21 protein-coding genes and 2 pseudogenes are annotated in these 24,307 nt (G+C 72.9%); 12 read left to right on the top strand and 11 right to left on the bottom strand.

Features of this window, described 5'->3' with window-relative positions:
• Positions 1 to 133: 133 nt before the first annotated feature.
• Positions 134 to 1,831, bottom strand: a complete 1,698-nt coding sequence (locus OG556_RS03245) for a GAF domain-containing protein (protein WP_371522544.1) — start codon at positions 1,829 to 1,831, stop codon at positions 134 to 136.
• A 340-nt stretch (positions 1,832 to 2,171) separates the two neighbouring features.
• On the opposite strand from OG556_RS03245, the gene OG556_RS03240 reads away from it, so the two are divergent.
• The gene (locus OG556_RS03240) at positions 2,172 to 3,038 is read left to right on the top strand and encodes a universal stress protein (RefSeq protein ID WP_371515750.1); all 867 of its coding nucleotides are present in this window, start codon (positions 2,172 to 2,174) and stop codon (positions 3,036 to 3,038) included.
• A 300-nt stretch (positions 3,039 to 3,338) separates the two neighbouring features.
• Here OG556_RS03240 and OG556_RS03235 read toward each other — a convergent pair whose 3' ends face one another.
• Positions 3,339 to 4,682 (bottom strand): tetratricopeptide repeat protein, encoded by a 1,344-nt coding sequence (locus tag OG556_RS03235; protein WP_371515749.1) that lies wholly within the window; start codon positions 4,680 to 4,682, stop codon positions 3,339 to 3,341.
• Between the two features lie 218 nt (positions 4,683 to 4,900).
• Here OG556_RS03235 and OG556_RS03230 point away from each other — a divergent pair, with 218 nt between their 5' ends.
• Genes OG556_RS03230 through OG556_RS03220 form a run of 3 tightly spaced genes read left to right on the top strand, consistent with a single transcriptional unit; the run spans position 4,901 to position 6,651 of the window.
• Complete coding sequence (locus OG556_RS03230; protein WP_371515748.1) at positions 4,901 to 5,437, top strand: ATP-binding protein; 537 nt, start codon at positions 4,901 to 4,903, stop codon at positions 5,435 to 5,437.
• A gap of 53 nt (positions 5,438 to 5,490) precedes the next feature.
• Positions 5,491 to 6,174, top strand: a complete 684-nt coding sequence (locus OG556_RS03225; RefSeq protein WP_371515747.1) for a phytanoyl-CoA dioxygenase family protein — start codon at positions 5,491 to 5,493, stop codon at positions 6,172 to 6,174.
• Between the two features lie 45 nt (positions 6,175 to 6,219).
• A complete protein-coding gene (locus tag OG556_RS03220; RefSeq protein ID WP_371515746.1) occupies positions 6,220 to 6,651 on the top strand; it encodes a hypothetical protein in 432 nt (143 codons plus the stop codon).
• 61 nt (positions 6,652 to 6,712) lie between these two features.
• Here the strand turns inward: OG556_RS03220 and OG556_RS03215 are convergent, their stop codons facing one another.
• Complete coding sequence (locus tag OG556_RS03215; RefSeq protein ID WP_371515745.1) at positions 6,713 to 7,927, bottom strand: MFS transporter; 1,215 nt, start codon at positions 7,925 to 7,927, stop codon at positions 6,713 to 6,715.
• A 424-nt stretch (positions 7,928 to 8,351) separates the two neighbouring features.
• On the opposite strand from OG556_RS03215, the gene OG556_RS03210 reads away from it, so the two are divergent.
• The 3 genes and pseudogenes from OG556_RS03210 to OG556_RS03200 all read left to right on the top strand — a co-directional run bounded on the left by OG556_RS03210 (position 8,352) and on the right by OG556_RS03200 (position 10,399).
• Positions 8,352 to 9,224: a DUF4231 domain-containing protein gene (locus tag OG556_RS03210; RefSeq protein WP_371515744.1), complete on the top strand. Its 873-nt coding sequence runs from the start codon at positions 8,352 to 8,354 to the stop codon at positions 9,222 to 9,224.
• A 617-nt stretch (positions 9,225 to 9,841) separates the two neighbouring features.
• A pseudogene (locus OG556_RS03205) lies at positions 9,842 to 9,991 on the top strand (type II toxin-antitoxin system VapB family antitoxin); the annotation flags it as partial.
• Positions 9,988 to 10,399: pseudogene (locus tag OG556_RS03200) on the top strand (PIN domain nuclease). The pseudogenes OG556_RS03205 and OG556_RS03200, both read left to right, overlap by 4 nt.
• 153 nt (positions 10,400 to 10,552) lie before the next feature.
• On the opposite strand, the gene OG556_RS03195 reads toward OG556_RS03200, so the two are convergent.
• Genes OG556_RS03195 through OG556_RS03185 form a run of 3 tightly spaced genes read right to left on the bottom strand, consistent with a single transcriptional unit; the run spans position 10,553 to position 13,544 of the window.
• Complete coding sequence (locus OG556_RS03195; protein WP_371515743.1) at positions 10,553 to 11,071, bottom strand: copper chaperone PCu(A)C; 519 nt, start codon at positions 11,069 to 11,071, stop codon at positions 10,553 to 10,555.
• An 8-nt stretch (positions 11,072 to 11,079) separates the two neighbouring features.
• The gene (locus OG556_RS03190; RefSeq protein ID WP_371515742.1) at positions 11,080 to 13,383 is read right to left on the bottom strand and encodes a heavy metal translocating P-type ATPase; all 2,304 of its coding nucleotides are present in this window, start codon (positions 13,381 to 13,383) and stop codon (positions 11,080 to 11,082) included.
• Complete coding sequence (locus tag OG556_RS03185; protein WP_371515741.1) at positions 13,380 to 13,544, bottom strand: hypothetical protein; 165 nt, start codon at positions 13,542 to 13,544, stop codon at positions 13,380 to 13,382. Before OG556_RS03185 ends, OG556_RS03190 begins: the two co-directional genes overlap by 4 nt.
• 461 nt (positions 13,545 to 14,005) lie before the next feature.
• Between OG556_RS03185 and OG556_RS03180 the strand changes: the two genes are divergently transcribed.
• Entirely contained in the window at positions 14,006 to 14,443 is a 438-nt protein-coding gene (locus OG556_RS03180; RefSeq protein WP_371515740.1) for a hypothetical protein, read from the top strand.
• A gap of 91 nt (positions 14,444 to 14,534) precedes the next feature.
• Here OG556_RS03180 and OG556_RS03175 read toward each other — a convergent pair whose 3' ends face one another.
• From OG556_RS03175 to OG556_RS03165, 3 genes are all read right to left on the bottom strand, one after another.
• Positions 14,535 to 14,948 (bottom strand): NTP pyrophosphohydrolase, encoded by a 414-nt coding sequence (locus OG556_RS03175; protein WP_363584751.1) that lies wholly within the window; start codon positions 14,946 to 14,948, stop codon positions 14,535 to 14,537.
• A 101-nt stretch (positions 14,949 to 15,049) separates the two neighbouring features.
• Complete coding sequence (locus OG556_RS03170) at positions 15,050 to 15,460, bottom strand: PPOX class F420-dependent oxidoreductase (protein ID WP_371515739.1); 411 nt, start codon at positions 15,458 to 15,460, stop codon at positions 15,050 to 15,052.
• The gene (locus tag OG556_RS03165; protein WP_371522542.1) at positions 15,457 to 16,743 is read right to left on the bottom strand and encodes a D-alanyl-D-alanine carboxypeptidase family protein; all 1,287 of its coding nucleotides are present in this window, start codon (positions 16,741 to 16,743) and stop codon (positions 15,457 to 15,459) included. Before OG556_RS03165 ends, OG556_RS03170 begins: the two co-directional genes overlap by 4 nt.
• Positions 16,744 to 16,967: 224 nt before the next feature.
• Between OG556_RS03165 and OG556_RS03160 the strand changes: the two genes are divergently transcribed.
• Positions 16,968 to 17,165, top strand: coding sequence for a hypothetical protein (locus OG556_RS03160; RefSeq protein ID WP_363373336.1), 198 nt, complete (start codon positions 16,968 to 16,970; stop codon positions 17,163 to 17,165).
• Between the two features lie 8 nt (positions 17,166 to 17,173).
• Here the strand turns inward: OG556_RS03160 and OG556_RS03155 are convergent, their stop codons facing one another.
• A complete protein-coding gene (locus OG556_RS03155; protein WP_371515738.1) occupies positions 17,174 to 18,019 on the bottom strand; it encodes a TetR/AcrR family transcriptional regulator in 846 nt (281 codons plus the stop codon).
• A gap of 82 nt (positions 18,020 to 18,101) precedes the next feature.
• On the opposite strand from OG556_RS03155, the gene OG556_RS03150 reads away from it, so the two are divergent.
• From OG556_RS03150 to OG556_RS03140, 3 genes are all read left to right on the top strand, one after another.
• On the top strand, positions 18,102 to 18,953 hold the full coding sequence (locus tag OG556_RS03150) for a siderophore-interacting protein (protein ID WP_371515737.1): 852 nt from the start codon (positions 18,102 to 18,104) through the stop codon (positions 18,951 to 18,953).
• 495 nt (positions 18,954 to 19,448) lie between these two features.
• On the top strand, positions 19,449 to 22,892 hold the full coding sequence (locus tag OG556_RS03145) for a S8 family serine peptidase (RefSeq protein WP_371515736.1): 3,444 nt from the start codon (positions 19,449 to 19,451) through the stop codon (positions 22,890 to 22,892).
• Positions 22,893 to 23,050: 158 nt separating this feature from the next.
• On the top strand, positions 23,051 to 24,019 hold the full coding sequence (locus OG556_RS03140; RefSeq protein ID WP_371515735.1) for an alpha/beta fold hydrolase: 969 nt from the start codon (positions 23,051 to 23,053) through the stop codon (positions 24,017 to 24,019).
• Between the two features lie 63 nt (positions 24,020 to 24,082).
• On the opposite strand, the gene OG556_RS03135 is transcribed toward OG556_RS03140, so the two are convergent.
• On the bottom strand, positions 24,083 to 24,283 hold the full coding sequence (locus OG556_RS03135; protein WP_063346158.1) for a hypothetical protein: 201 nt from the start codon (positions 24,281 to 24,283) through the stop codon (positions 24,083 to 24,085).
• Between the last annotated feature and the right edge of the window lie 24 nt (positions 24,284 to 24,307).

Genomic DNA, 24,307 nt, shown 5'->3' with positions numbered 1-24,307 from the left:
ATGGATGTTGAGAGCGTTCTTCGAGGGGGGCGTGCTCGACCTGTGAACCCGCCCGAGCGCGTTCGGTCGTTCGAGTAGGGACGGCGTGCGCGAGGGGGCGGAGCGGCGTGGGCGAAGGCCCGGTGACGGCACGTCAGGAGCTGAGCGGGGCCTCCCAGGAGAGCCGGGCGCCGCCGCCCTCGGCGGGCCCGACCGTGAAGGCGCCGCCCACCCGCTCGGCCCGCTCGGCGAGGTTGCGCAGCCCGCTGCGCCGGCCGCCCTCGGGCACGCCCACCCCGTCGTCGGCCACCACCAGGGCCACCCGCCCGGCGAGCGCCCGCAGCGTCACCTCCACCCGGCCCGCCCGCGCGTGCCGGGCGGCGTTGCTGAGCGCCTCGCCGAGGACGGCCACCACGTGGTCGGCCAGTTCCTGCGGCACGTCGGTGTCCAGCAGGCCCTCCATGCTCAGCCGGGGCGCGAAGCCGAGTGTCCCCTGCGCCTCGGCGACGACGCGGGTGGCGCGGGCGCGCAGGCCCCGGTCGGGCTCGCTGTGGGCGCGCAGCCCGAAGATCGTCGACCGGATGATCTTGATGGTCTCGTCCAGGTCCGCCACCGCGCGGGCGACCCGGTCGGCGGCGGCCGGGCTGTCGATCAGCCGGCCCGCGCTCTGCAACGTCATCCCGGTCGCGAACAGCCGCTGGATCGCCAGGTCGTGCAGGTCCCGGGCGATCCGGTCACGGTCCTCCAGCAGCGTCAGCTGCTCGGCGTCGCGCCGCCGCTCGGCCAGCTCCAGGGCCAGCGCCGCCTGGTCCGCGAAGCCCAGCAGCGGCCCGGTCTCGTCCGGCCCGAAGGCCGGCTGCCCGGCCGCGCGGGCCAGCAGCAGCACGCCCCGCCCGTACCCCGCCCCGGTGCCCAGCGGCACCGCGACCGCCGGGCCCAGCCCGTCGAAGCGCCCCGCCGGGCCCGCCGGATAGCGGGCGTCGCAGGCCAGGTCGTCGCTGGTCACCGGCGAACCGGAGGCGTACGCGGCGCCCGACAGCGTGCCGTCCACCGGCACCGTCACCCCCAGCCGCGCGGCCGGCGCGCCGCCCAGCGCGACCTCCACCGTCAGCTCCTCCGCCCGCTCCTGCGGACCGTCCAGCGCCACCGAGACGTCGGCCAGCTCCGCGCCGGCGATCTCCCCGGCCCGGCGGGCGATCAGCTCCACCACCTCCAGCCGGGGCGCGCCCGACAGCAGGCTGCGGCTGATCTCCGCGCTGGCCCGCAGCCAGCGCTGGCGCAGCTGCGCCTCCTCGTACAGCCGGGCGTTGTCGATCGCCACCCCGGCCGCGACCGCCAGGGTGGAGATCACCGCCTCGTCGTCGGTGTCGAAGTCCAGCCCGCCGCGCTTGTCGGTGAGGTACAGGTTCCCGAACACCTCGCCGTGCACCCGCACCGGCACCCCGAGGAAGGTGTGCATCGGCGGATGGTTCGGCGGGAAGCCCGCCGAGGCCGGGTGCTCGGACAGCACCGGGCAGCGCAGCGGCTGCGGGTCGCGGATCAACTCGCCGAGGATGCCCCGGCCGGACGGCGGCGGGCCGATCTCGGCGATCTCCTCCTCGGACAGGCCCACCGTCAGGAACTGCGACAGCGAGTGCCCGTCCGGGCCGATCACCCCGAGCGCGGCGTAGCGGGCGTCCACCAGGTCGGCGGCGGCCTCGACGATCCGGTGCAGCGCCTGGGCGAGGTCCAGCTCCCGGCCGACCGCGAGCACCGCCTCCAGCAGGTTGTGCACCCGGTTCTGGGTGCCGCGCGCCGCGTCGATCCGCCACTGGAGCTCCTCCAGCAGCTCGTCCAGGCGCAGCCGGGGCATCCGCGCGCCGCCGACCGCCGCGCTGCCGTCCGCTCCGCCCACCGCTGTCCTCCTCGTACTCGCCCTGGCCCGTCCTCCACCCGCCGCCGGAGGGCGTCAGGTGCCGCCCGATCAGGGCGATTGCCGGATTCACGGTAGTGCCCGGGTGTCGGCACCCCGCACGCCGGGGTGCGCCGTACGCTCCCACGGGCGGGCCTTTCGTCCCGTCGCCGAGGGGCCTGCGGCCTCTGTCGCGAGGCCCTGGCGGACCGCCAGGGTGGGGGGAGGAGCGGACGGGCCGTCAGTGCGCGCACCGTCCCCGCGCCGCCCCGCCAAGCGCCGACACAGTGGAGGAACCCTCATGACGCCATCCGTCCTGGCCGGGGTCGACGGCTCGCCGGAGAGCACCACCGCCGCCCTCTGGGCCGCCGACGAGGCGGTGCTCCGGGGCGCCCCGCTGCGCCTGGTGCACGCCTGGCCGTGGCTGACCGACGGCGTGGCCACCTTCGCCGAGCCCGACGACCTGCCGGCCGCCGCGCAGCGGGTGCTGGCCTCGGCCGCCGACGCGATCCGCGAGCGCCACCCCGACCTGGTGGTGCACACCGACGCCGTCCTGGACGCGCCGGTGGACGGCCTGGTCGCCGCGGCCGAGGACGCCGCCCTCCTGGTGCTCGGCTCGCGCGGCCTCGGCGGCTTCACCGGGCTGCTGCTCGGCTCGGTCGGCATGGCCGCGGCCGCCCGCAGCACGGTGCCGGTGGTCGTGGTGCGCGAGCCGGGCTCGCCCGACGGGGCCGGCGACGACGGGCCCGAGGTGCTGGTCGGCGTCGACGCGCACGCCCCGGAGGAGGAGGTGCTCGCCTTCGCCTTCCAGGAGGCCGCCCTGCGCGGCGCCCGGGTGCGGGCCGTGCACGGCTGGGACCTCCCGCCGGTCTTCGGCTACGCCGGCGGGGCCGTGCCGCCCACCGAGATCGCCCAACTGGAGGCGCTGGAGGCCAAGCTGCTCACCCTCGCCCTGGCCGGCCAGCGCGAGCGGCACCCGGACACCGTGGTGATCGAGGACGTCCGGCTCGGCGCCGCCCGCGGCCTGGTCGAGGCCTCCGCCGGCGCCGCCCTCCTGGTCGTCGGCCGCCGCCACCGCTCCCTCGACTTCGGCCCCCGCCTCGGCCGCGTCGCCCACGCCGCCCTGCACCACGCCCAGTCCCCGGTCGCCGTCATCCCCCACCCCTGACCAACGGAACGATCGCGAAGGCGCGTACACCGTCACCGTGACTGGTTCTCACACGCGCGCCGCCTCCCGGAGGGGGCGCGCGTGCGTCCAATCGTGGGGTAAAGCGCCAACGTGCCCCGACCCGTTCCTATCGGAGCACGTTGGCGCCTATGACGGCCCTGCCGCCCGCTGCACGCACCTGCTCTCGCTCAGGAGCGCGAGGGCAGGCACAAGCCAGGCCCTGGCGGGGACGTCACTGAGGTGTCGTGATGCCAGCTCCAACCACAGCCAGGACGACGACCGTGAGGTCTTCTTCGGGGATCAAGTCCGGTGGGGGATGATCGGTCGGGCGCGTTCGAGAAGATCGCGGACGTGGGGGTTGCGCCGGTGCGGTTGGGTTGCGGAGAGCATGGTGCGGATGCGGTCGTCGGCTCGGCCGGACTGGACGTGGGGGAAGTCGTCCAGGGCGAGGTTCCAGTTCTGGACGGCTTCCTCCAGTCGGCCGGCTTCGAGCTGCCATTCGGCGAGCATCGCGCGGTGGCGGACGCGGGCCCGGCGGTACACCGCGGGTCGGACCTTCTCGGAGTGCTGGAGTGCGCGGGTGGCGCCTTTGCGGTCACCGAGTTCGTAGTTGACCTGGGCGACGTGGTACGAGAGGGAAGCCGGGTCGTAGGAGCCGTGGGCTTTGGCCTTGGATTCGGCCTGTTCCATGGCGACTTCGGCCGAACGGAGCATGGCGACCGCACCAGCACGGTCACCGGTCTGGGCGAGGGCGTGGGCCTGCTGTCCGGCGAGGAAGGCGCGCATCCGTGGTCCGGCCTCGGGTGATGTGGCAGCGGCGGCGTTCGCGTACCGCAACGCGGTTGCTCCGTGGCCGAGTTCGACCGCTTGGACGCTCATTCCGCGCAGGGTGGTGCAGTAGGTGAGGTGGTCGCCGGCGGCGAGGGCGAGCTCCAGCGCTTTGGTGTAGTAGGCCTGGCCGAGCAGGTCGAGGCGTTCGTCCACGGCCATGTAGCCGGTCAGGTAGAGATGGTCGGCGGCGGCCGACAGCATCGCCTTGCGGACCTCGTCGTCGGCGGTGGCCTTGAGGTACGGGGCGATGTTGTTGACCATGAACGCGGCGGCCATCGGGCGGGCGGTCCGCCCGCCGAACTGGTCGTCCAACTCGCTGATGCGCTCGGTCATGGCGATCACGGCCTCGACCTCGCCCATGCCGATCCGGGTGTGCGGATCGGCCTTCAACCGCTCGAACCGCCCGACGTGGTCCGGCCAGCCTGGAATGGTGAGGGCGACCGAGTACAGGCCCGCCCCGAGTACGCCCCTGCGCGATGGGTCCATGTCCATGCTCCCGAGGTCGATCAGTCCCGCCACCGTATCCCCGGACTGGGCCTGAACGTCAGGTCGATCGGCGAAGCCCGCCTCGAACGCGGTGACCGGCCGCCCCAGCCGGCGGGCCAGGGCCTCCAGGACCACTTTCTGGTACTTGGCCATGGGACGGGTGCCCGAGAGCCAGTGCGAGACGGCCGACTCGTCGTACCTCAGCTTGTAACCGGCCTCGGTTCCGGCCCGGTTGACCGCTCGGGCGAACTCGCCGTTGCTCGCCCACCGGCATTCCTCTACCAGCGGGGCGAGCTTGCCGTTGGGTGTTCGTTCGCGTGCTGCCATCGCCGCCCCCGGGCCGGGTTTCAAGGGTTTCAAGCATCCGGGGTGTCTCTACCGTGTTCACGCCGAGCGCACACCTGTTGACTCATTGTCAGGCCGAGTGAGAGCCCCGTACGTCGGGGTCGCGTCGGCTCCACGATCGGCGGCACCGCCCACCTGCTCGTCCATTCCCCCAGGTGGCCGGTACCGCTCTCCAGGCCAGTGCCGAAGGGTGCCCCACCGTGGTCGTGCATTCCCATGTCTTCTTCCTGACCAGAGATCCGGTCTCCGTGCCCGTCGCCCGTCGCAAGGTGAGGAGCCGCGTCGCCAGCTGGGGCGTCCTGCTCGACGAGGACTCCCGGCTCGCGTTGAACACGGTCACTTCCGAGCTGGTGACCAACGCCGTCCGGCATTCCGACCGGCCGATGCTCACCGTCGCCGTCTACGTGAGCGTCCGGCTGCGGCGGGCCCTGGTCGAGGTCTACGACGGCTCGATCGCACTTCCCCGGCGACGCCAGGCCGGCACGGACGCGGAGAGCGGCCGGGGGCTGGAACTGGTCGAGTGCCTGGCCCTGGCGCACGGCGCGGAGCGGACCGAACAGGGCAAACGCGTCTGGGCGGAGTTGGCTCTGCCCGAACAGTCGGTGACCAGGCGCCAGATCATCGCCGGGCCGCGACGCGCAATCCGGGCCGTCCTTCGTGCGCTTCCGCGTCCCGGGCGGCCTCCGATACGTCCGCCGTTCGCGCCCGGCAGTACCCGCCCTCGCACCGCCGACTGAACCGGCCCCGTCCGCACTGCCCAGGGAAACCTGCTCCGAAGGGGTCAGATCTGATGACCAGTACAGGCGGGATCCTCGGCCGCCGGGGATTCCGCACCGGCATCGAGTGGTCCGCCCCCTCGGCCGCCCGCGCACGCGCCGCCCAACTCGTCGCCGAACACCGTGCCCGCCGCCAGGAGATCATCCGCAACCCCCATCTGGACACCGAGTGGGCCCGCGCGGCCGTCCGGGCCCCACAACTGCTGGCCGCCGTCCGGGAAACCATCGGCCCGGACGTCGCGGTCGAGAACACCTTCCTCGTGGTGAAGTGGCCCGGCTGCACCTTCGAAATTCCCTGGCACCAGGACGGCACCGACGCCCGGGTCGAACTCGACCCCGACCGGTCCGTCTCCGCCTGGCTGGCCATCAGCGACGCCACCGTGAGCAACGGCTGCCTGCACGCCGTGGTCGGCTCGCACCAGTTCGGCTACCTGCCGTTCTCCTCCGAAGCCGAGCACGGTGCCGAACGCGGCCGTGCCGACCAGGCGACCGGCTTCACCGCCGACGCCTCGACCGCACTGCCCCTGCCGGCCGGGTCCGCCCTGCTCATGGACAGCCGTCTGCTGCACCGCTCCGGCACCAACACCAGCAACGGCGCCCGCGTCGGCCTGAACGTCCGCTACGCCGCCCCCGGCGGCATCCGCCGCCGCGACCCCCAGAGCCCCAGCCCCGACCCGATCAGCGGGACGAGCTGGTAGCCACCACCCAAGGGAGCAACACCCCACCGAGAGGAGCACAACGCCGTGACCATCCTCGAAGAGATCGCCACCCGCGATGGCCTGGTGACCCGGGTCCGCGTCCTGACCGGGGAGGACGTCGACACGGCCCGCCGCGCCGACAAGACCCCGATCGCCAAGTCCGACTGCACCTACTACTGCCCCGACGCCGCCACCGCCGAGCGGTGCATCCAGTCCCTGCGCGAGTCCGACGAGCGCCTGCGCAACCGCCCCGAGGAGCTCATGCTCTGGGACTGGCAGTGCACCTACTGGGAGGCCGAACCGGGCAACCCCAACGGCGGCGGCACCGTCCTCCTCGGCGTCGCCTGGTACGACCGGGCGTTCTTCGACGACCGGCGCGACGCCTGGTTCGGCGCCATGCGCCAGCGGATCTACAAGGACCTCGGCATCCCGCTGGAGGACATCACCGTCACCCACTGGCAGCTGATCACCAGCTGACCCGAGCACCACCAGCACACCGGCCGGGCCCCGCACCGCAGGGCCCGGCCCACGCCTGGACTCAGTCGCGGGCCGCCAGCTCCGGCACCGGCTCGACCTCCGGCACCGGCCGACGCCCCCGTGCCAGGCCCAGCACCAGCACGGCACCCGCCACACCGACCACCACCACCGCCAGACCGCCCACCAGGAACGCGGCCCTCGGACCGCTGGCGGCAAGCCCGGGGACGAACAGCATCGAGACCGTCCCGCAGGTGCGGATCACGGTCAGGTCCACCGTCAGCAGCCGCCTGCGAGCGGCCGGAGGGAACAGCGCGAAGTGCGTCGACAACGCAATCTGCAAGAACGGCGACACCGCCCCGGAAAGCACGGACAGCGCCAGCAGCACCGGCAGCGACCCGGCCAGCCCGGTGGCCGCCAGCACCAGCCCCGACACCGCCCACACCCCGCAGTACACCGCCGTCAGCGGCGCCGGCAGCCGCACGTTCCCGGCCACCAGATTCCCGGCCAGAGCACCCGCGCCTGTGCAGGCCAGCACCGCCGCGTACGCGGAGGCCCCGGCGCCGAGGCGGATTGTCAGCAGCGCGGGCATCGCCAGCGCCACCGCCCCGGCGAAGACCCCGATCCCGTGCACCGCCAGCACCACCCCCGTGTCCGGATGGGTCCGCACCAGCGACCAGGCGCCCGGCCGCTGAAGTCCCGCCGTCTGGGGCCCAGCCTGCGGGATTGCAGCAGTCGGCCGGACGCGAGCGGCCAGCAGCACCAGGGCGAGTGCCGAGACGGCGAACGTCGCCGCGTCCACCCAGAACAGCCCGGCCAGCGGCATCACCGCCAGAAGCAGTCCAGCCGTCCCGGGCCCGGCGATCCGGGCGATCCGACCGGTCAGGTCCATCAGCCCGCTGACGGCCTGGACCTCGCCCAGCCTCACCAGGTCCGGCACCATCGCGCCGAGGTTCGGATCGAACAGGGCACCGCCGACGCCCAGCAGCGCGGCCGAGGCGATCAGTCCCACAGTGCCGAACTCGGACCACGCCCACGGCAGCGCGGCCACCAGGACCAGCCGCACCGCGTCCACCACCGCCAGCGCCCGCAACGACGCGAACCGGTCCATCGCCCGGCCCCCCACCGTCCCCAGCACGATGTAGGGCAGGGACTCGGCGACGGCCACCAGCCCCATCGCCCCGGCACCCGCGTGCTCCCGCGCCATCCACATCACGGCCATCGCGTACAGCCGGTCACCGAACACCGACGCCGTCTGCGCCCCCCACAGCAGAAGCACAGGCCCACGCCGCAGCAACCGCACGTACCGCATGATCCACTCCGCCCAAGAAGCGCGAAGTCCCGGCAGCGAACCGCCGCCGGGAACTCCCCACACCCTAGGGCAACTTGAGGTCCACCCGGAGCAGGCACCCCGAGCGCGGCACCCCGACACCGGCGGCCATATCCCTCGCTCGGCCCCGACTCCGGCAGGCTGTCCGGCGCACCGGCCCCGCTGATCGGGCTAGCCATGCCTAAAGAATATTTTTACCTGCCAGGGCCTCATTTAATTCACATCGAATCGAACATGTCAGCGACCCCCGCAGTTGATTTCGATATATTCTCTTGAAGTTTACCGCGCATGAATCCACTCTTGTTTGTCAATGATCCGTGCCCTATCCTTCAGTGGATCCAGTGAGGCAAGATAGGGGTCTATGGTGGCGAGTGTGGGCGCTCCCAGGGATGGGCAAGATTTGCTCGAATATCGGCCGAGTTTGACGCCAGAGCAGGAGTGTCGCGCTCAGGAGGACTACCGGAGGACGGTCAAGGAGTTCGACCAGCTAGAGGTCGATATTCGGGAGGCTCGCACCTTTCAGCGGATCTTCTGGCTGAGCATGCTCGGCGCGATGGCGTTGACCTTCCTGCTGGGCTACACCGTGATCATCGGCCTCTGGAATACGCAGCTACTGTTCGTTCGATATGTGGGACTGGCGATCGTAAGCGCCCTGTGGGTCGCTATGGGCCGGCTCCTGCGGACCAACCGTCAGAAGATCGCCACCAAGTCCGGCGATCTGCGCAATGCGCTGCAGGATCGCCAGACCGCCGCAGCCCAGCTTCCACTGGATTCCCCTTCTGGCCTGCGAATCTACCGCGAAGCGTCGCTGGAGATCATCGATCAGTATCGGAAGGGCGCTAACAAGAACCGCCGGGTCCACAACTTCTTCCAGGTGATCATCATCACCGGGTCAATCGTGACGTCATCCCTTGCTGCAATGAACGACGGAAGCAGTGTCACGTTGAGGTTTGGAACCGCCTTCCTCAGTGGATTCGTGGGAATTTCGGCAGGTGTGACCGGGTACTTCAAATTCCGGGAGCGCGGCTACAACCTGCAGTCGACTGCCGACGAGATCGAGAAACACTACAACGCATCACAGTTCATGCTCGATGAATATGCAGGAAGCGACCCGAGCAACCCTCTCCCCGAGGGTGATCGACTGCGAATGTTTGCTCGATTTGTCGAGCGCCTGAAAGAGGAGCAGCGGAAACGGGAGCTGCAGCTTGAGCAATCCAGCTCCGCGAGCGATGAGCACGCCAGCTGATGAGCTCAAGGCGCGCAGTGGGATGGCAGGAATTACGTCTCCTACTCTCGCCGATCCAACACTGGCGCACCCGCCGGTTAATGAGGGCCCATGGCTCAATTTCGTACACGACTGCCTGGTGCGTGGTGGAGCTGGCTCGATCCCCCTCTGAGCTTCCGTACGTCCACGATGTCGCCGCCCGGATGAAGGCACTGGGCATGCCGACGCCAGGAATCACTCTAGAACCTTGGGGCTGCTTAGACCCAGTCGAGCAGCGCCGCCGCCTCGCGTGGTTGGAGCGTCATGGGGCGACCCCACTTGCTGCTATGGGAGTGACGCGCGGGGCAGTGGAACAGGCAAAACTTCATGTTGTGGAATGGGGCCTGCCCGCCGGGCACGGAGCCACCGCGGTCACGGCCAGCCGGAGCGCAGAGCGTGGGGACGGCGAGCGGCCGCGGAAATAATGGAGGGACCGAGCAGTACTGCCGAAGCCGGTTCTGAGTGCGCACTTCTCCTGTCCCTCGCTGTCAAAATCGGTACCACCCTTGTCGGATCCTCCGTAGAAGTTGGAACATCAAGTGCCTGGACGTCAACCGAAGTCGAACAGTTTCGGCTCCGCCAGGTGCGGTATGCGCGCCACTACCAAGAAGGAGACGGTCAACACCGCTCTACGCGAGGTGCTGGAGAACAGACGGCGAGCGCTTGCCCTCACACGGCTGCGTGTCGCGGCCGATGCGGGGGCCTTCGACCTGGAGATCTTCGAGAACAAGAGGAACTACCGTCGGTGAACGCGGCGCAATTCCTGATCGACACCAGCGCGCTCGCGCGCTTCATGCGCGGCGACGCTGAGTAGTAGGGCTGGGAGCAGGCCGCAGCGGTGGGCTTGGGCGCAACCTGCCCCATCACCGAGCTTGAGTTCTTCTACAGCGCGCGGACAGTAGCCGACTACACGCAGGGGATCGAAGACATGCGGCTGGGTGCCGGTCGATGACCGCGCCTACGACCGCGCCTGGTACGTCCAGGGCATGCTGACCAAACGAGGTCGGCACCGCAGCGCCGGAGCCGTGGACCTGGTCGCCGCGGCCACAGCGGAACTGCAAGGCCTGACCCTTCTGCACCGGGACCGCGACTTCGAGTGCATCGCGAGCGTCACCGGACAGGCCCTCCAGTGGTACGGGCCGGAGGCCGGCAAATGAATCCGGTCCGTTCCGGTCCAGGACTGGGAGCCGGAAGAGCGGCCTGACCCTGTTCGAACCGCAATCTCGTGTTCTCTGCCTCCGCCAGACGGGCCATCGGCGGGGCCGGATCGCGCCTCGACGGGGGGCGGGGCGTGATCCGGCCGGGGAGTGTCAGGGTGTCGGCGGTTCGGTTGGCTGGGGGCGGGTGCCCGGGGGGAGGACTTGGGCCTTGAGGTGGAGGTCCGGGCTGTGGCGGAAGCCGAGGGTGAAGTCCACCCACTGGCCGGCCCGTAGGGGTGGGGGGTCGGCGATCATCAGGTCGGCGTTCTCCGGGGCCATCGCCAGCTCGCCGCGGCCCGGGATCGGGAGGGCGGCCACCGGTTCCCAGCGGCCTGCGGCGCCCTGGTGGAGGTGCCGCTTGATCGTGATCCTGCCGCCGAACTCCCAGCTGGCGGACGTCAGTTCGTCCGGTACGTCGCCCAGGTTGCGGATCGTGAAGAACGCCGCCGTGGCCGGGGCCGCGCCTGCCGTCGGCAGCAGCAGCCAGCCCGGGCCGGCCTCCACCGGCCGGGGCCGCCCGGCCCCGCCGAACGCCGTCCACCCGGTCAGCAGCATTAGTGTCAGTGCCGCCGCGCCCACCGGCGGGCCGACCACCCGCAGCCGCCCGATCGCGCTCGTCGCCCTGCTCATCGCCCCGCTCATCGCCGAGCCCCCTTCCGGGCCGCCGAGGTGCCCCGCCCGGGCTGCCAGGTGCGCAGCCGCAGGCTGTTGCCGACCACCAGCAGTGAGCTGAGCGACATCGCCACCGCCGCCAGCATCGGGTTGAGCAGGCCGACGGCCGCCAGCGGGATCAGCACCACGTTGTAGCCGAAGGCCCACAGCAGGTTGGCCCGGATCGTGCCGAGGGTGCGCCGGGCCAGCCGGACGGCGTCCACCACCGCCTCGATGTCGCCGCGCACCAGGGTCAGTCCGGCCGCGCCGATGGCGGCGTCGCTGCCCGAGGCCAGTGCCACCCCGAGGTCCGCCGAGGCCAGTGCCACCGCGTCGTTGACGCCGTCGCCGACCACCGCGACCGTCCGCCCGGCGCCCCGCAGCTCGGCCACCACGGCGGCCTTGCCCTCCGGCGAGGCCGCGGCGTGCACCCGTTCGATGCCCAGCTCGCGCGCCACCGCCCGGGCCGCGCCCGGGCCGTCGCCGGTCAGCAGGACGGTCTCCAAGCCCAGCCCGCGCAGTCGGTGGAGCGCCCGCCAGCTGCCCGAGCGCAGAGTGTCGCCGACGGCGAGCACGGCCGCGGCCCGCCCGTCCAGCTCGACCACCACGGCCGTGCGGCCGGTGTCCGAGGCGGCGGTGACGGCGTCCGCGAGGTCGTCTGGCAGCGGCTGCGCCGTGCCGTCCGGGCGGACCACCCGTATGCTCCGGCCCTCGACCACCCCGGACACCCCGACCCCGGTGGCGGCCGCGAAGCCGTCCACCGCGGGCAGCGGACCGCAGCGCTCCCGCGCGGCCGCCGCCACGGCCCGCCCGATCGGGTGCTCCGAGCGGTGTTCCACCGCGCCGGCCAGCCGCAGCACCGCACCCTCGTCGAGCCCCTCGCCGAGACCTTCGCCGAGACCCGAGTCGAAGCCCTGGGCGACCGTCACCGCCGCCAGTTCCATCCGCCCGGTGGTCAGCGTCCCGGTCTTGTCCAGCACCACGGTGTCGACCCGGCGCAGGCTCTCCAGCACCTCCGGGCCGCGCACCAGCACGCCCAGCTCCGCGCCCCGCCCGGTCGCCGCCAGCAGCGCCGTCGGGGTGGCCAGGCCCAGGGCGCACGGGCAGGCGACCACCAGCACGGCGACCGCCGCCGTCACCGCCGCCTGCGGGGCCGCGCCCGCGCCGAGCCAGAAGCCCAGCACGCACACCGCGCCCGCCAGCACGCACGGCACGAACACCCCGGCCACCGCGTCGGCGAGGCGCTGCGCCCGGGCCTTGCCGGCCTGGGCGTCCGCCACCAGCGCGGTGATCCGGGCGAGTTGGGTGTCGGCGCCGACGGCCGTCGCCCGCACCACCAGCGCGCCGCCGACGTTGACGGTCGCCCCGGCCACCGCGTCCCCGGGGCCGACCTCCACCGGCACGCTCTCGCCGGTCAGCAGGCTCAGGTCGAGCGCCGAACCGCCCTCGACCACCACCCCGTCGGTGGCCACCCGTTCGCCCGGCCGCACCACGAACTCCTGCCCGGGCAGCAGCAGTTCGATCGGTACCAGGCGTTCCTCGCCGGTCCCGCCGTCCCGGACGCACACCTGCTTCGCGCCCAGTTCGGCCAGCGCCCGCAGCGCGGAACCGCTGCGCCGCCGCACCCGGCCCTCCAGCAGCCGCCCGGCCAGCACGAACAGCGGCACCCCGACCGCCGCCTCCAGGTAGACGTGCGCCGCGCCGCCGCCGTCCGCGGTCAGCGAGAACGGCATCCGCATGCCGACCTCTCCGGCGCCGCCGAACACCAGCGCGTACGCGGACCAGCCGAAGGACGCCACCACCCCCAGGCTGACCAGGGTGTCCATGGTGGCCGCCGCGTGCCGCAGCCCCTGCCAGGCCCGGCGGTGGAACCCGGCCGACCCCCAGGTCACCACCGGGACGGCCAGCGCGAAGCAGACCCATTGCCAGGCGGGGAACTGCAGTGACGGCACCATCGACAGCACCACCACCGGGACGGCCAGCAGCGTCGTCACCAGCAGCCGCCAGCGCTCCGCCGGCTCCTCGTCCGGCAGCCCGACGCCCGTCCCGGTGGGCGCCAACTCGGCGGTGTAGCCCGCTCGTTCGACGGCTGCCACCAGCTCAGCGACCGGCACCGCGGCCGGGTGCAGCACCCGCGCCCGACCGGTCGCCAGGTTCACCCCGGCCGTCACTCCGTCGATCCGGGCCAGCCGCTTCTCCACCCGGCCCACGCAGGCCGCGCAGGTCATGCCGCCGACCGCCAGATCGGTGCTCACCAGGGCCCCGGCGTCGGCCCCCGCGACCGGGCTCATCGCATCCCGCCCATGTCGTGCCCGCCCATTCCGGGCGCCCCGGGCGACGTGCCGCCCCCGGGCGTCAGCCCCGGGGACACCGGGCCCGCCTGCCGTCCCACCGCATACGCCACCACGAACACCACCACCAGCAGCAGGGCGAACCCCGCCAGCACACTCAAGGGCCGGACACCCGGCGACTTCGCACTCACCCCCCAGCAGTCGGACGGCGGGCGCGGTTGGTTCCCGTACGGTCCGAACCGGTGGGGGCCTTGGTGCGGCGGGCCCGGCGAGACCCGTACGGCGGGCCCCGGGCCCGGATTAATTCGGATGACGCACCCGATGTGACCAGGTAGCGTCCGGGACGGCGCCTCCCGATGCGCTGGGCCCCGGCTACTACCCGTCAACTAGGTGCCGGTGCCCGTGGTCGGGTTCCGGGAGGCGCCCATACGCGTTCGGCCCCGGGGTCGCTTCAGCCCGCGACCCGGGTCACGGCAAGAGGTCCGGGTCCGGGGGTTCGGGTGAATCCGGCCTCCGTTGAATCTGATCGTCGTAAGATCCTTCGTGTGCCGAAGACCGGCACCCGGCCCGGCCGCGCGCGCTCGTGCGGCCGGACGGATGGTCAACGCAGCGGGGAGTAGCGATGACACGTACGGGGAAGCGGATGCTGGCCGCAAGCGCGGCCGCGCTGGCGGCGGTGCTGGCGGTCGCCGGAACGGCCGCGGCGCGGCCGGGCCCGGCCGCGGTCCAGAGCGGTATGGGGACGGGGGAGATCCTGCCGCACCCGGGGGAGACGGGCCTGATCTGGATCCCGGACTGGATCGGCGACGGCGGCGCGGTGACGGCCTCCGTCAACCCCTCGCAGCCCTTCACCGTCACGGTGGGCTGCCAGGGCGGCGGCTCGGTCCAGGTCCACGTCGCCGGCCTGGCGCCGGCCGACTTCACGGTCCAGTGCCCGGTCGGCGCGACCGGTATCGGCTCGGTGGAGATCCCCGCCAGGCCCGGCCGGGACCTCCTGTTCACGGTGACCGCCTCCGACCAGGCGATCCACTGGGGCATGTACGCCACCCAGGCGGACTGACCCCGCCGCGCGCCCCGGAACGGGTCCCGTCCGGCCCTGCCGCGTGCGCGACAGCGCTGAACAGGACTGAACGGGACCGACGGGACCGGCCCTAACGCCGCACGCTGCGCGGCCCGGTGACCGCCGCGCCCAGCGCGCCGACCCGGGCCCGCAGTTCGCGGTCGGCGGTGACGACCAGGCAGTCCCGGTCCGGCTGTTCGGCCCTGGCCGCCCGGACCAGCTCGACGATCCGGTCGTCACCGCTGCCGGCCGCCGCGACCACCCGCACCTCGGGCAGTCCGTCCACACCCCGGGCCGCGCCCTCCACGACCAGCACCACCTCCAGCGGCCCGGGCCGCTCCGGCAGGCCCTGCCCGGCGACGGCGACCAGCGCGTCCCGCAGCCGCTCGGCGGCGCCCCGTCGGTCCCGCCACCACCCGTCGGGCACCGACCCGACCACGTTGGCCGCGTCCACCACCAGCAGCGGCAGCCCGCCCCGGGCCCCGTCCGCGTCCCTGTCCTCCATGGCCTTTCCCACGCCCTTCCTCGTCACGCCTTTCCCCGGGCCGGCCCGGCGAATGACCGGGGCCCCGCCGGCCGGGTGGCGCGTCAGTGTCAGCGTCAGCGTCAGGTGAGGGTGATCCGGATGCCCACGGTGCCGCGCTCGCCGCGGCGCAGCCGGCTGCCGAGCAGGGTGAGCACGCCGAGCAAGCCGTACTTCTGGCGCAGCAGGGTGCGGTAGGCGGCGGTGCGTTCGGGGCCGAGGATCTCGGCGGTGGCGGGGTACCGCTCGCCGGTCGGCCGGCCCTTGACGTCGCAGGGGCCCACCAGGACGTCCGCGCGGTTGCGGATCCGCTTGACCTTCCAGGAGTCGGCGACGGTCCAGACGCCGAGCGCCTCGCCGTCGCGCACCACCCACACCGGGGTCGGCACGGTGGTGCCGTCCTTCTTGTAGGTGGTGACGAGCAGGTAGCTCCCGGAGGAGAGGCTGACGATCCGGGCGAGCCGGTCCGTAGCGGAGTGGTCGGGCGTGGTCATGGCCGGAAGTCTAGGGCGTGCCTGACCAGGGCCCGGGCCCGGCGGGCCAGCCCGCGGTGGCGCTGCCCGCCGAGGGCGGTGGCGCCCGGGTCGGGGAGCGCGGCCGGGTCGTCGGCGACTGCGGCGTGGCGGCGGGCGGCGGTGCGCCCGGCGGCCCACAGGGCGAGGACGGCGCCGAGGGCGATGGCCGTCCAGGCGGCCGGGGCGAGGCCGGGGTCGTTGCCCCGGACGGCCTGCGGGCGTGCCTGGCCGGCGGTGGCGGCGGGGGCGGCGGATGCGGTGCTGCCCCGGCCGGTGATGCCGGCCGGGCGGGCGGCGGCGGTGTCCTCCACCAGTTGCCCGACCGGCTGGACCTTGTCGGCCGCCGCGAAGCCCCAGTCGAGCAGCGCGGACGCCTCGTCGTAGACCCGGGTCTGGGTGTCGGGGTGCATCACCGTCACCAGCAGGGTGCGGCCGCTGCGCTGGGCGGCGCCGGTGAAGGTGGCGCCGGCGTTGGTGGTGTAGCCGTTCTTGACGCCGATCAGGCCCTGGTACTTGCCGAGCAGCCGGTCGGTGTTGGCGATGTCGAAGCTGGTGCGCTGCCCGGTGAGCTTGTCGAGTCCGCCGGGGAAGTGCGCGGTGCGGGTGGAGCAGTAGGAGCGGAAGTCGGCGTTGCGCAGCCCGGCGCGGGCGAACAGGGTGAGGTCGTAGGCGGAGGAGACCTGGCCGTCCATGTCGTAGCCGTCGGGGGAGACCACCTTGGTGTCGCGGGCCTGCAGGGCCTGGGCGCGGGCCTGCATCTCGGCGACGGTCTGCTGGAGGCCGCCGTTCATGTGCGCGAGGACGTGGACGGCGTCGTTGCCGGAGCTGAGGAAGACGCCCCGCCAGAGGTCCTCGACGCGGTACGGCAGATCCTCCTTGACGCCGACGAGGCTGCTGCCGGCGCCGACGTTGGCCAGTTCGGCCGTGGTGACCTTGTGCTCCGTCATGCGGTCGAACTTGGGCAGCACGGTGTCCGCGAAGAGCATCTTCAGGGTGCTGGCCGGGGGGAGCTGGAGGTGGGCGTTGTGGGCCGCGAGGACCTCGCCGGTGTCGGCGTCGGCGACCAGCCAGGACCGCCCGGTCAACGTGGTCGGCAGCGCGGGCGCCCCGGCCAGCGGAGCGACCTGGACGGCGGACTGGCCGAGCCGTTCGCCGCCGACCGCACCGGCGGCGTCCTGCCCGGGGGCGGTCGGGGCGCCGACGGCGAGCATCAGGGTGGACACCGCGGCGGCCGCCGCCACTCTGCTGACATGCTGTGGCATCTGCTGCACACGGCGAACGTACCCGGGGCGCCGCCGGGCCGCCGCGCCTGCTGCTCCGTCCGGATCCCGGGCGGTCCGGCGGTCCGGATCCCCGGCGGTACGGCGCCGGGAAGGCCGGGGGAAGCGGGGGAAGGCCGGGGGAAGGCGCCGGGACGACTTTGGTCAGCCCCGGGTCGCGCCGAAAGTCGGATTCCCGGGCGCCGGGAGCTGCCTAGGCTCGGGGTATGAAGACGCTGCTCGGCTATCTCGGTTTCGTGCTGATCCTCGGCGGCGGGTCCGGCCTGGCGGCGGACTGGCTGGGGGGCTTCCGGCTGTTCGGCTTCGTCCGTTTCCTGGTCCCGGACGGCCATGAGACCGCCGGGTACGCCACCCTGCTGGTGCTCGGCATCCTGCTGGCGATCCCGGCGGCCCGCCGGGGCTGATCAGCGGCTCAGCCCGAGCCCTGATCCGCGCCCTGACCGGCCCCCCGACCGGCGCCCCGCCCGGCACTCTGATCAGCCCCCGCTCCCGCTCCCGCCCCCGCCCCCGAGGCCGCCACGCCGTCGAGCAGGACGGCGAGCCCGGTGCGGAAGGCGGCCCGGTCGCGGTCCTGCGGCGTGCCGTCGCCGGCGCCCTGGAGGGCGGTCAGCAGGGGGAAGCGTTCGGTGAAGTCCGGTGCCAGTTCGGCGAGTCGGGCGGACCGGGCGGTCCACCAGTCCTCGTCGGCGATGCCGGTCGCGGCGGCGGCGCCGCGCGATTCGGCGGCCACGGCGGCCGTGCCCCGGACGAACTGCCAGAGCGCCGCGACGACGCCGTGCAGCCGCGCGGGTGCGAGGGCGGCCGGTTGCAGGGCGCGCAACAGGCTTTCCATGGCGGCGAGTTCGGCCGGTCCGAGCACCGGTCGGGCCTGCGAGACCTGGAGGATCCAGGGGTGGCGCAGGTAGCAGGCGTACAGTTCCTCGGCCCAGGCGGTGACGGCGGGGCGCCAGCCGTCCAAGTCCCCGACGTCCAGCCGTAGTTCGCCGAGTGCCCGGTCGTGCATCAGGTCGAGGAGTTCGGCCTTGCCCGGGACGTAGGTGTAGAGGGCCATGGCGGTGCGGCCGAGCCGTTCGCCGACGGCGCGCATCGAGAGCGCGGCCATGCCGTCCGCGTCGGCGACCGCGACGCCGGCGGAGACGATCGCGTCGACGCTGAGGCCCGGTTTGGGGCCGCTGCGCCCGGTGCGCGGTTGCGGTGGTGTGCCCCAGAGCAGGGACAGGGACCGGTGGGCGTCGCCCTGTCCGGCGTAGACGACCATGCAGCAACTCCTTATGGCGTAAAGTATCCTCGCCCGCGACAACTCTTTATGTCGTAAGGTTATCAACCGAAGGGGTTTTGCGATGACACTGCCCGTCACCTTCGTCGAGGTCGTCGAGGTCCGCCGGATCGCGCCGCGCACCGCCCGGGTCACCTTCGAGGCCGAGGCCCTGGCGGACTCCGTGGGCGCGGCACCCGACCAGCAGGTGAAGCTGTGCTTCCCCCGTCCCGGCCAGGCGGTGCCCGAGCTGCCCGCGCAGAGCGACGACCCGATGAGCTGGTACCAGGCCTACCTGGCGATCCCCGAGGCCGGGCGTCCGCTGCTGCGCAGCTTCACCCTCCGGCGCCGGCGGCCCGGCACCCGCCTGGTCGAGATCGACTTCGTGCTGCACGGCGACACCGGGCCGGCCGCCGCCTGGGCGGAGCGCGCGGAGCCGGGGCAGCGGCTCGGGATGGTCGGACCCTCGGCGCTGTACGCCCCGCCGGTCCCGTTCGCCGAGGCCGCCGCCGCTGCCGACTGGGTGCTGCTGGCGGGGGACGAGTCGGCGCTGCCGGCGATCGCGACGCTGGTCGAGGCGCTGCCCGCCGGGGTGCGGGCCCTCGCGTTCGTCGAGGTCGCGGACGAGGCCGAGCGGCAGCCGCTGGAGAGCCGCGCCGAGTTGGCCGTGCACTGGCTGGTCCGGGGCGGGGCGGCCCCCGGGGTCGTGCTGGCCGGGGCCGTGCGGTCCGCGGCGCTGCCGGCCGGCGCGCCGTTCGCCTGGCTCGCGGGGGAGGCGGGCGCGGTGCGGGCGCTGCGCCGTCACCTGGTGGCGGAGCGCGGCGTGCCGAAGCGGTCGATCGACTTCACCGGGTATTGGCGCCACCGGCTGACCCAGGACGACGCGCCCACCGCCGAGGATCTGGCGGACGCCCAGGAGCGAATGGCCGCGGGCTGATCGGGTGCTGATCGCCCGGTGGCCGGGGGATTCCGGCCACCGGGCGCCGGTGTGGCCGCGCGCCCGTTCTGTCATGTCCGGTTTCAGAGTGGGTCCGGGGGGAAGGGTGTGTGGCGGTGCTGACGGTGTGTCCCAGGTGGCGGTGGTCCGCCACTGTCCAGAGTTCGCCACCGATTTTTTCCGACCGGGATCGGACAGATCCGACCGGGTCTGGTCAGCGAAAAGGGGCGGACATGGCCCGATTTCTGCCGTGAATTTTACTTTCTGATGGTCTTTTTTACTTTCTAATGGGGATTTCCCCCCTTGTCGTGGTCGTGTCGGATGCGCTGGAATGCGACCGCTGTCGGGACGCGCGGTCCGGAGCAACCACGCGTCCGACCTGGATTCGCGTACGCTGGGCCGCGCAACCTGACGTCTCATCAGACGAAAGGATGTCCATTGATCGGCTGGCGGAAATCCCAGCTAGCAGCTGCCGTCACGGTCACCGCCGCGTCCATGGTCCTGACCTTCGGGTCCAGCGCCAACGCAGCTCCGCTCCCGGACCCGCAGAACGCCCCCGTGGCGTCCGCGGACGGGACCCCGGTGCCGGTGATCGTGATTCTCAAGGACCAGATAGCGGACGCCCCGGCCGACAACGGCCACCTCGGCGCCCGTAAGCAGAAGGCCGCGAACGCCCAGGCGCCGCTGCTGGACAGGGTCAAGGCCAACGGCGGCACCAACATCAAGAGCTTCGTGGTCGGGAACGCGTTCTCGGCCACGGTGAGCCCCGCGCTGCGTGCCGCGCTGCTGGCCGACCCGGCCGTCGCCTCGGTCGTCGCGGACGAGCAGGTCACCGTCACGCCGCCCGCCGCCGGCAAGGCCGCGGCCGCGAAGGACGCCGCGGACACCAAGGCCGGCGCCAAGTCGGCCAAGGCCGCCGCCCCGCAGGCCGTTTCGGGCAGCAACGGCCAGGGCGCCGAGCAGAACGCGACCAACACGATCTGCCCGTCCGACCCGTCCCAGCCGCTGCTGGAGCCGGAGGGCCTCTACTCGACGCACGCCGTCGGCGCCGACGGCAAGCCCGGCGCGGCCGACCTGGCCACCGGCAAGGGCGTCAAGGTCGCCTACATCGCGGACGGCCTCGACCCGAAGAACCCGGACTTCATCCGGGCCGACGGGTCGAGCGCGGTCGTCGACTACCAGGACTTCGCGGGCGACGGCGTGGACGCGCCGACCGGTGGCGCGGAGGCCTTCGGCGACGCCTCGGCGGTCATCGCCCAGGGCCGCCAGGTCTACGACGTCTCGAAGTTCGTGAACGCCTCGCGCGGTCTGCCGGCCGGCTGCAACATCCGCATCCGCGGCCTCGCCCCGGACGCCTCGCTGGTCGCCCTGCGGGCCGGCGGCGAGATCATGTCGAACTCGTCGATCCTGCAGTCCATCGACTACGCGGTCTCGGTCGCCAAGGTCGACGTGCTGAACGAGTCCTTCGGCGGCAACGTCACCCCGGACAGCGGCGCGCACGACACCATCTCGCTGTTCAACGACCAGGCCGTCAAGGCCGGTGTCACCGTCTCCGTCTCCACCGGCGACGCGGGCATCAGCGGCACCATCGGCACCCCGGCCACCGACCCGAACGTGATCGCGGTCGGCGCCTCGACGGACAACCAGAACTACCAGCAGACCGGCTACGCGGCCGCCCAGTTCTCCAACAAGACCTGGAGCAACAACCGCATCTCCGCGCTCTCCTCGGGCGGCTTCACCCAGGCCGGCCGCACGGTCGACCTGGTCGCGCCGGGCGAGTCGGACTGGGCGCTCTGCTCGCCCGACACCAGCAAGTACACCGACTGCACCGGCTACAGCGGGCAGGGTTCGCCGATCCAGTCGTTCGGCGGCACCAGCCAGGCCGCGCCGTTCGTCACCGGCGCCGCGGCCCTGGTCATCCAGGCCTACCGCGACACCCACGACGGCCAGTCGCCCGCCCCGGCACTGGTGAAGAAGTTCATCACCGGCACCGCCCAGGACCTCGGCGTCCCGGCCGAGGAGCAGGGCGCCGGCCTGCTGAACGTCCGCGCCGCCGTCGAGGCCGCCCGCGGCTACCACGCCGGCTCCGGCGCGTCGGACAGCAAGACCGTCGTCGTCACCACCGGTCAGGTCGACATCGCCGGCAACCCCGGCTCGACCCACACCGCCGACGTGACCGTCACCAACACCAGCTCCGCCCCGCAGACGGTCAGCGGCGCGACCCGCACCTTCGTGCCGCAGTCGAGCAACCAGCAGACCGTCCAGCTGGACACGGCCTCCACCGACACCTTCAAGTACGCCACCAACGGCGCCACCTGGGTGCAGAAGCAGGTCAAGTTCACCGTCCCGGCCGGCGCCGACCGCCTCGCGGCGTCGATCGCCTGGCAGGGTGCGGCCAGCCCGGTCACCAACGGCTCCGTGGTCCGCATGACGCTGCTCGACCCGTCGGGCCGCTTCGAGACCAACACCCGTCCGCAGGGCGGCGCCACCCCGGCCGACTTCGGCCTGGTGGACGTCCCGCACCCGGTGGCCGGCGAGTGGACCGCCGTCCTGTACACCCCGGCGGGCAAGGCCGGCTACAACGGCGCCGTCCAGCTGGGCACCGCCACCCAGCGCGCGGTGCCGGCCGGCGCCGTCAGCCCGAGCGTCGCGGACCTGAAGCCGGGTGAGACCAAGACCCTCAAGGTCCAGCTCACCACCCCGGGCACCAGTGGCGACTCCAGCCAGGCGATCACCGTCGCCAGCTCCAACGGCACCGCCACCAGCGTTCCGGTCGTGCTGCGCAGCCTCGTCCCGGTCAACCAGGGCAAGGGCACCTTCACCGGCACCATCACCGGTGGCAACGGCCGCAACGCCTCGCCGACGCAGAGCTTCGCGTACGCCTTCGACGTCCCGAAGGGCCAGAAGGACCTGCGGGTCGGCGTCACCGTCGCCAAGGACCCGAAGCTGCTCATGCAGGGCGCGCTGATCAGCCCGAACGGCACCCCGATCGACATCGAGGGCAACGGCCTGCTCGACGCGCAGGGCAACCTGACCGGCACCACCGCCGGCGTCTCGGCCACCACCGTCAACCCGGCCGCCGGCCGCTGGCGGTTCGTCCTGAACGTGCTCGGCCCGGTCAGCGGCCAGGAGCTCGCCCAGGACTTCACCGGCACCGTCGCGTTCAACCAGAACGTCGCCACCGTCGCCGGCCTGCCGAACGACCCGCACGCCAAGCTGGCCGCGGGCAAGCCGGTCACCGTCCAGGTGAACTACACCAACAACACCGTCGCCACCCAGAAGATCTCGGCCGACGGCCGCCTGGACCGCCGCACCGACCTCCCGCTGGTGCCGCAGGGCGCCTCCGCGACGGTCACCCTGCCGCTGAGCCTCACCTCCGCGGTGCCGTCCTTCCTCGTCCCGCCGGGCACCGACCAGCTGAAGGCGGTGGCGGCCTCCTCGACGCCGGCCCACCTGGAGCTGTCCGGCACCACCGGCTCGCCGGACCTCTTCGGCGACCTGAAGAAGGCCCAGGACGGTTCGACCATCTCGGTCGTGACCGACAACGGCAGCGCGTCGCAGCCGGTCGTCCCCGGAGTGTGGGGCACCTTCCTGCAGCAGGTCGGCCCGTTCGGCACCGCCGGCGCCCCGGCCGGCACCGCCACCATCACCGCGACCGCGCACACCCAGGCGTTCGACCCGGCGCTGACCTCCAGCACCGGTGACCCGTACGCCCTGGCGGTCAACGCCTCGGCCCCGGCCGCCAACCCGGTGACCGTCCCGTCGGGCGGCAAGGGCTCGCTCCAGGTGACCGTCACTCCGACCGGTCCGAAGGGCAGCACCGTCCACGGCGTGCTGTACCTGGTGTCCGCCCCCAGCTCGGTGGCGACCGCCAACAACAGCCTGGGCACCACCGGTTCGGTGCTCGCGGCGATCCCGTACAGCTACACGGTGAACTGACCTTCCATCACCACGCCGAGGCCGTCCCGGAGTTCCGGGGCGGCCTCGGTCGTCTTCCCGGATCCGGTGGGAATGCCCCGTGCTCCGGCGGTGTTGCGCCGGGTAGGACCGGGGGCGAAGCGGATACCCCGGCCCTTCCACCGGACCGGGAGCGGGACTTGAACGACGCGATCAAGCACAGCCACGTCGAGGTGAACGGTGTCCGTCTGCACGTCGCGGAACAGGGCGAGGGCCCGCTGGTCCTGCTGCTGCACGGCTTCCCGGAGAGCTGGTACTCCTGGCGCCACCAGTTCGCCCCGCTCGCCGCGGCCGGCTACCGGGTCGTCGCCCCCGACCAGCGCGGCTACGCCCGCAGCGAGCAGCCCGAGCGGGTGGACGCGTACTCCCTGCTGCACCTGGTCGGCGACGTCACGGCGCTGATCCGCGCGCTCGGCGAGGAGCGGGCCGTCGTGGTCGGGCACGACTGGGGCGCGCCGGTCGCCTGGGCCACCGCCGCGCTGCGGCCGGACCTGGTGCGCGGGGTCGCCGGGCTGAGCGTGCCGCCGCTGCCCGGCGGGCCGCGGCCGCTGCGGGAGGCCCGGGCGAACTTCGGCGAGGGCTTCTACCAGATCTACTTCCAGGAGCCGGGCCGCGCCGACGCCGAACTCGCGGCCGACGTGAAGTCCAGCTTCCGCCGCATCCTGGGCGGGGGCCTGCTCCGCGAGGGGAAGCCGCAGCCGTGGGTCGTCCCCGAGGGCAAGGTCCTGCTGGACACCATCCCGGAGCCGGCGCAGCTGCCGGCCTGGCTCACCGAGGCGGACATCGACGCCCTCGCGGCCGACTACGCCCTGCACGGGGAGCACGCCTTCACCGGCGGCCTCAACTGGTACCGGAACATCGACCGCAACGCCGAACTGATGGCCGCCTTCGACGGCGTGACGGTCGACGTACCGGCGCTGTACGTGGCCGGCGAACAGGACATGGTGAACGCCCTCGTCCCGCCGGAGGTGCTGGCCCACCTGCTGAGCCGGGTGCCCAAGCTGCACCGCCACGTCCGGCTGCCGGACACCGGGCACTGGACGCAGCAGGAGCGCCCGGCGGAGGTCAACGAGGCGCTGCTCGACTTCCTCAAGCACCTGGACGCCTGACGCCCGCCCGGCTCCGGCCCGGACGCCGGGTCGGAGCCGGGGTGCGGAGGTCCGGCGGCGCGATCAGTGGTGGTGGTGGCTGCCCATGGGGTGGTCGCAGGCGCGGCACCTCCGGATGAACAGGAGGCTCAGGCCGACGGTGACCACCGCGCCGAGCGCAACCCCGGTGCCCCGCACCGTCTTGCGGGCCGCGTTGCCGCCGATCGAGCCGGTGCACCGCGAGCAGTTCTGGCATCCGGTCCGGACCGGGATCTTCTTCCCCACGACGCTTCCTCCCAGGCGAGGTCC

This window comes from Kitasatospora sp. NBC_01300, assembly GCF_041435235.1.
Lineage (GTDB): Bacteria > Actinomycetota > Actinomycetes > Streptomycetales > Streptomycetaceae > Kitasatospora.
This window is presented reverse-complemented; position numbering and strand designations above follow the sequence as displayed.

What these genes read in the sequence shown, in the direction of transcription:
- OG556_RS03245 (WP_371522544.1), bottom strand. Translation starts at nt 1,831, where the DNA reads ATGCCCCGGCTGCGCCTGGACGAGCTGCTGGAGGAGCTCCAGTGGCGG.
- OG556_RS03240 (WP_371515750.1), top strand. Translation starts at nt 2,172, where the DNA reads ATGACGCCATCCGTCCTGGCCGGGGTCGACGGCTCGCCGGAGAGCACC.
- OG556_RS03235 (WP_371515749.1), bottom strand. Translation starts at nt 4,682, where the DNA reads ATGGCAGCACGCGAACGAACACCCAACGGCAAGCTCGCCCCGCTGGTA.
- OG556_RS03225 (WP_371515747.1), top strand. Translation starts at nt 5,491, where the DNA reads ATGACCAGTACAGGCGGGATCCTCGGCCGCCGGGGATTCCGCACCGGC.
- OG556_RS03195 (WP_371515743.1), bottom strand. Translation starts at nt 11,071, where the DNA reads ATGAGCAGGGCGACGAGCGCGATCGGGCGGCTGCGGGTGGTCGGCCCG.
- OG556_RS03190 (WP_371515742.1), bottom strand. Translation starts at nt 13,383, where the DNA reads ATGAGCCCGGTCGCGGGGGCCGACGCCGGGGCCCTGGTGAGCACCGAT.
- OG556_RS03180 (WP_371515740.1), top strand. Translation starts at nt 14,006, where the DNA reads ATGACACGTACGGGGAAGCGGATGCTGGCCGCAAGCGCGGCCGCGCTG.
- OG556_RS03175 (WP_363584751.1), bottom strand. Translation starts at nt 14,948, where the DNA reads ATGGAGGACAGGGACGCGGACGGGGCCCGGGGCGGGCTGCCGCTGCTG.
- OG556_RS03170 (WP_371515739.1), bottom strand. Translation starts at nt 15,460, where the DNA reads ATGACCACGCCCGACCACTCCGCTACGGACCGGCTCGCCCGGATCGTC.
- OG556_RS03165 (WP_371522542.1), bottom strand. Translation starts at nt 16,743, where the DNA reads ATGCCACAGCATGTCAGCAGAGTGGCGGCGGCCGCCGCGGTGTCCACC.
- OG556_RS03160 (WP_363373336.1), top strand. Translation starts at nt 16,968, where the DNA reads ATGAAGACGCTGCTCGGCTATCTCGGTTTCGTGCTGATCCTCGGCGGC.
- OG556_RS03155 (WP_371515738.1), bottom strand. Translation starts at nt 18,019, where the DNA reads ATGGTCGTCTACGCCGGACAGGGCGACGCCCACCGGTCCCTGTCCCTG.
- OG556_RS03150 (WP_371515737.1), top strand. Translation starts at nt 18,102, where the DNA reads ATGACACTGCCCGTCACCTTCGTCGAGGTCGTCGAGGTCCGCCGGATC.
- OG556_RS03145 (WP_371515736.1), top strand. Translation starts at nt 19,449, where the DNA reads ATGGTCCTGACCTTCGGGTCCAGCGCCAACGCAGCTCCGCTCCCGGAC.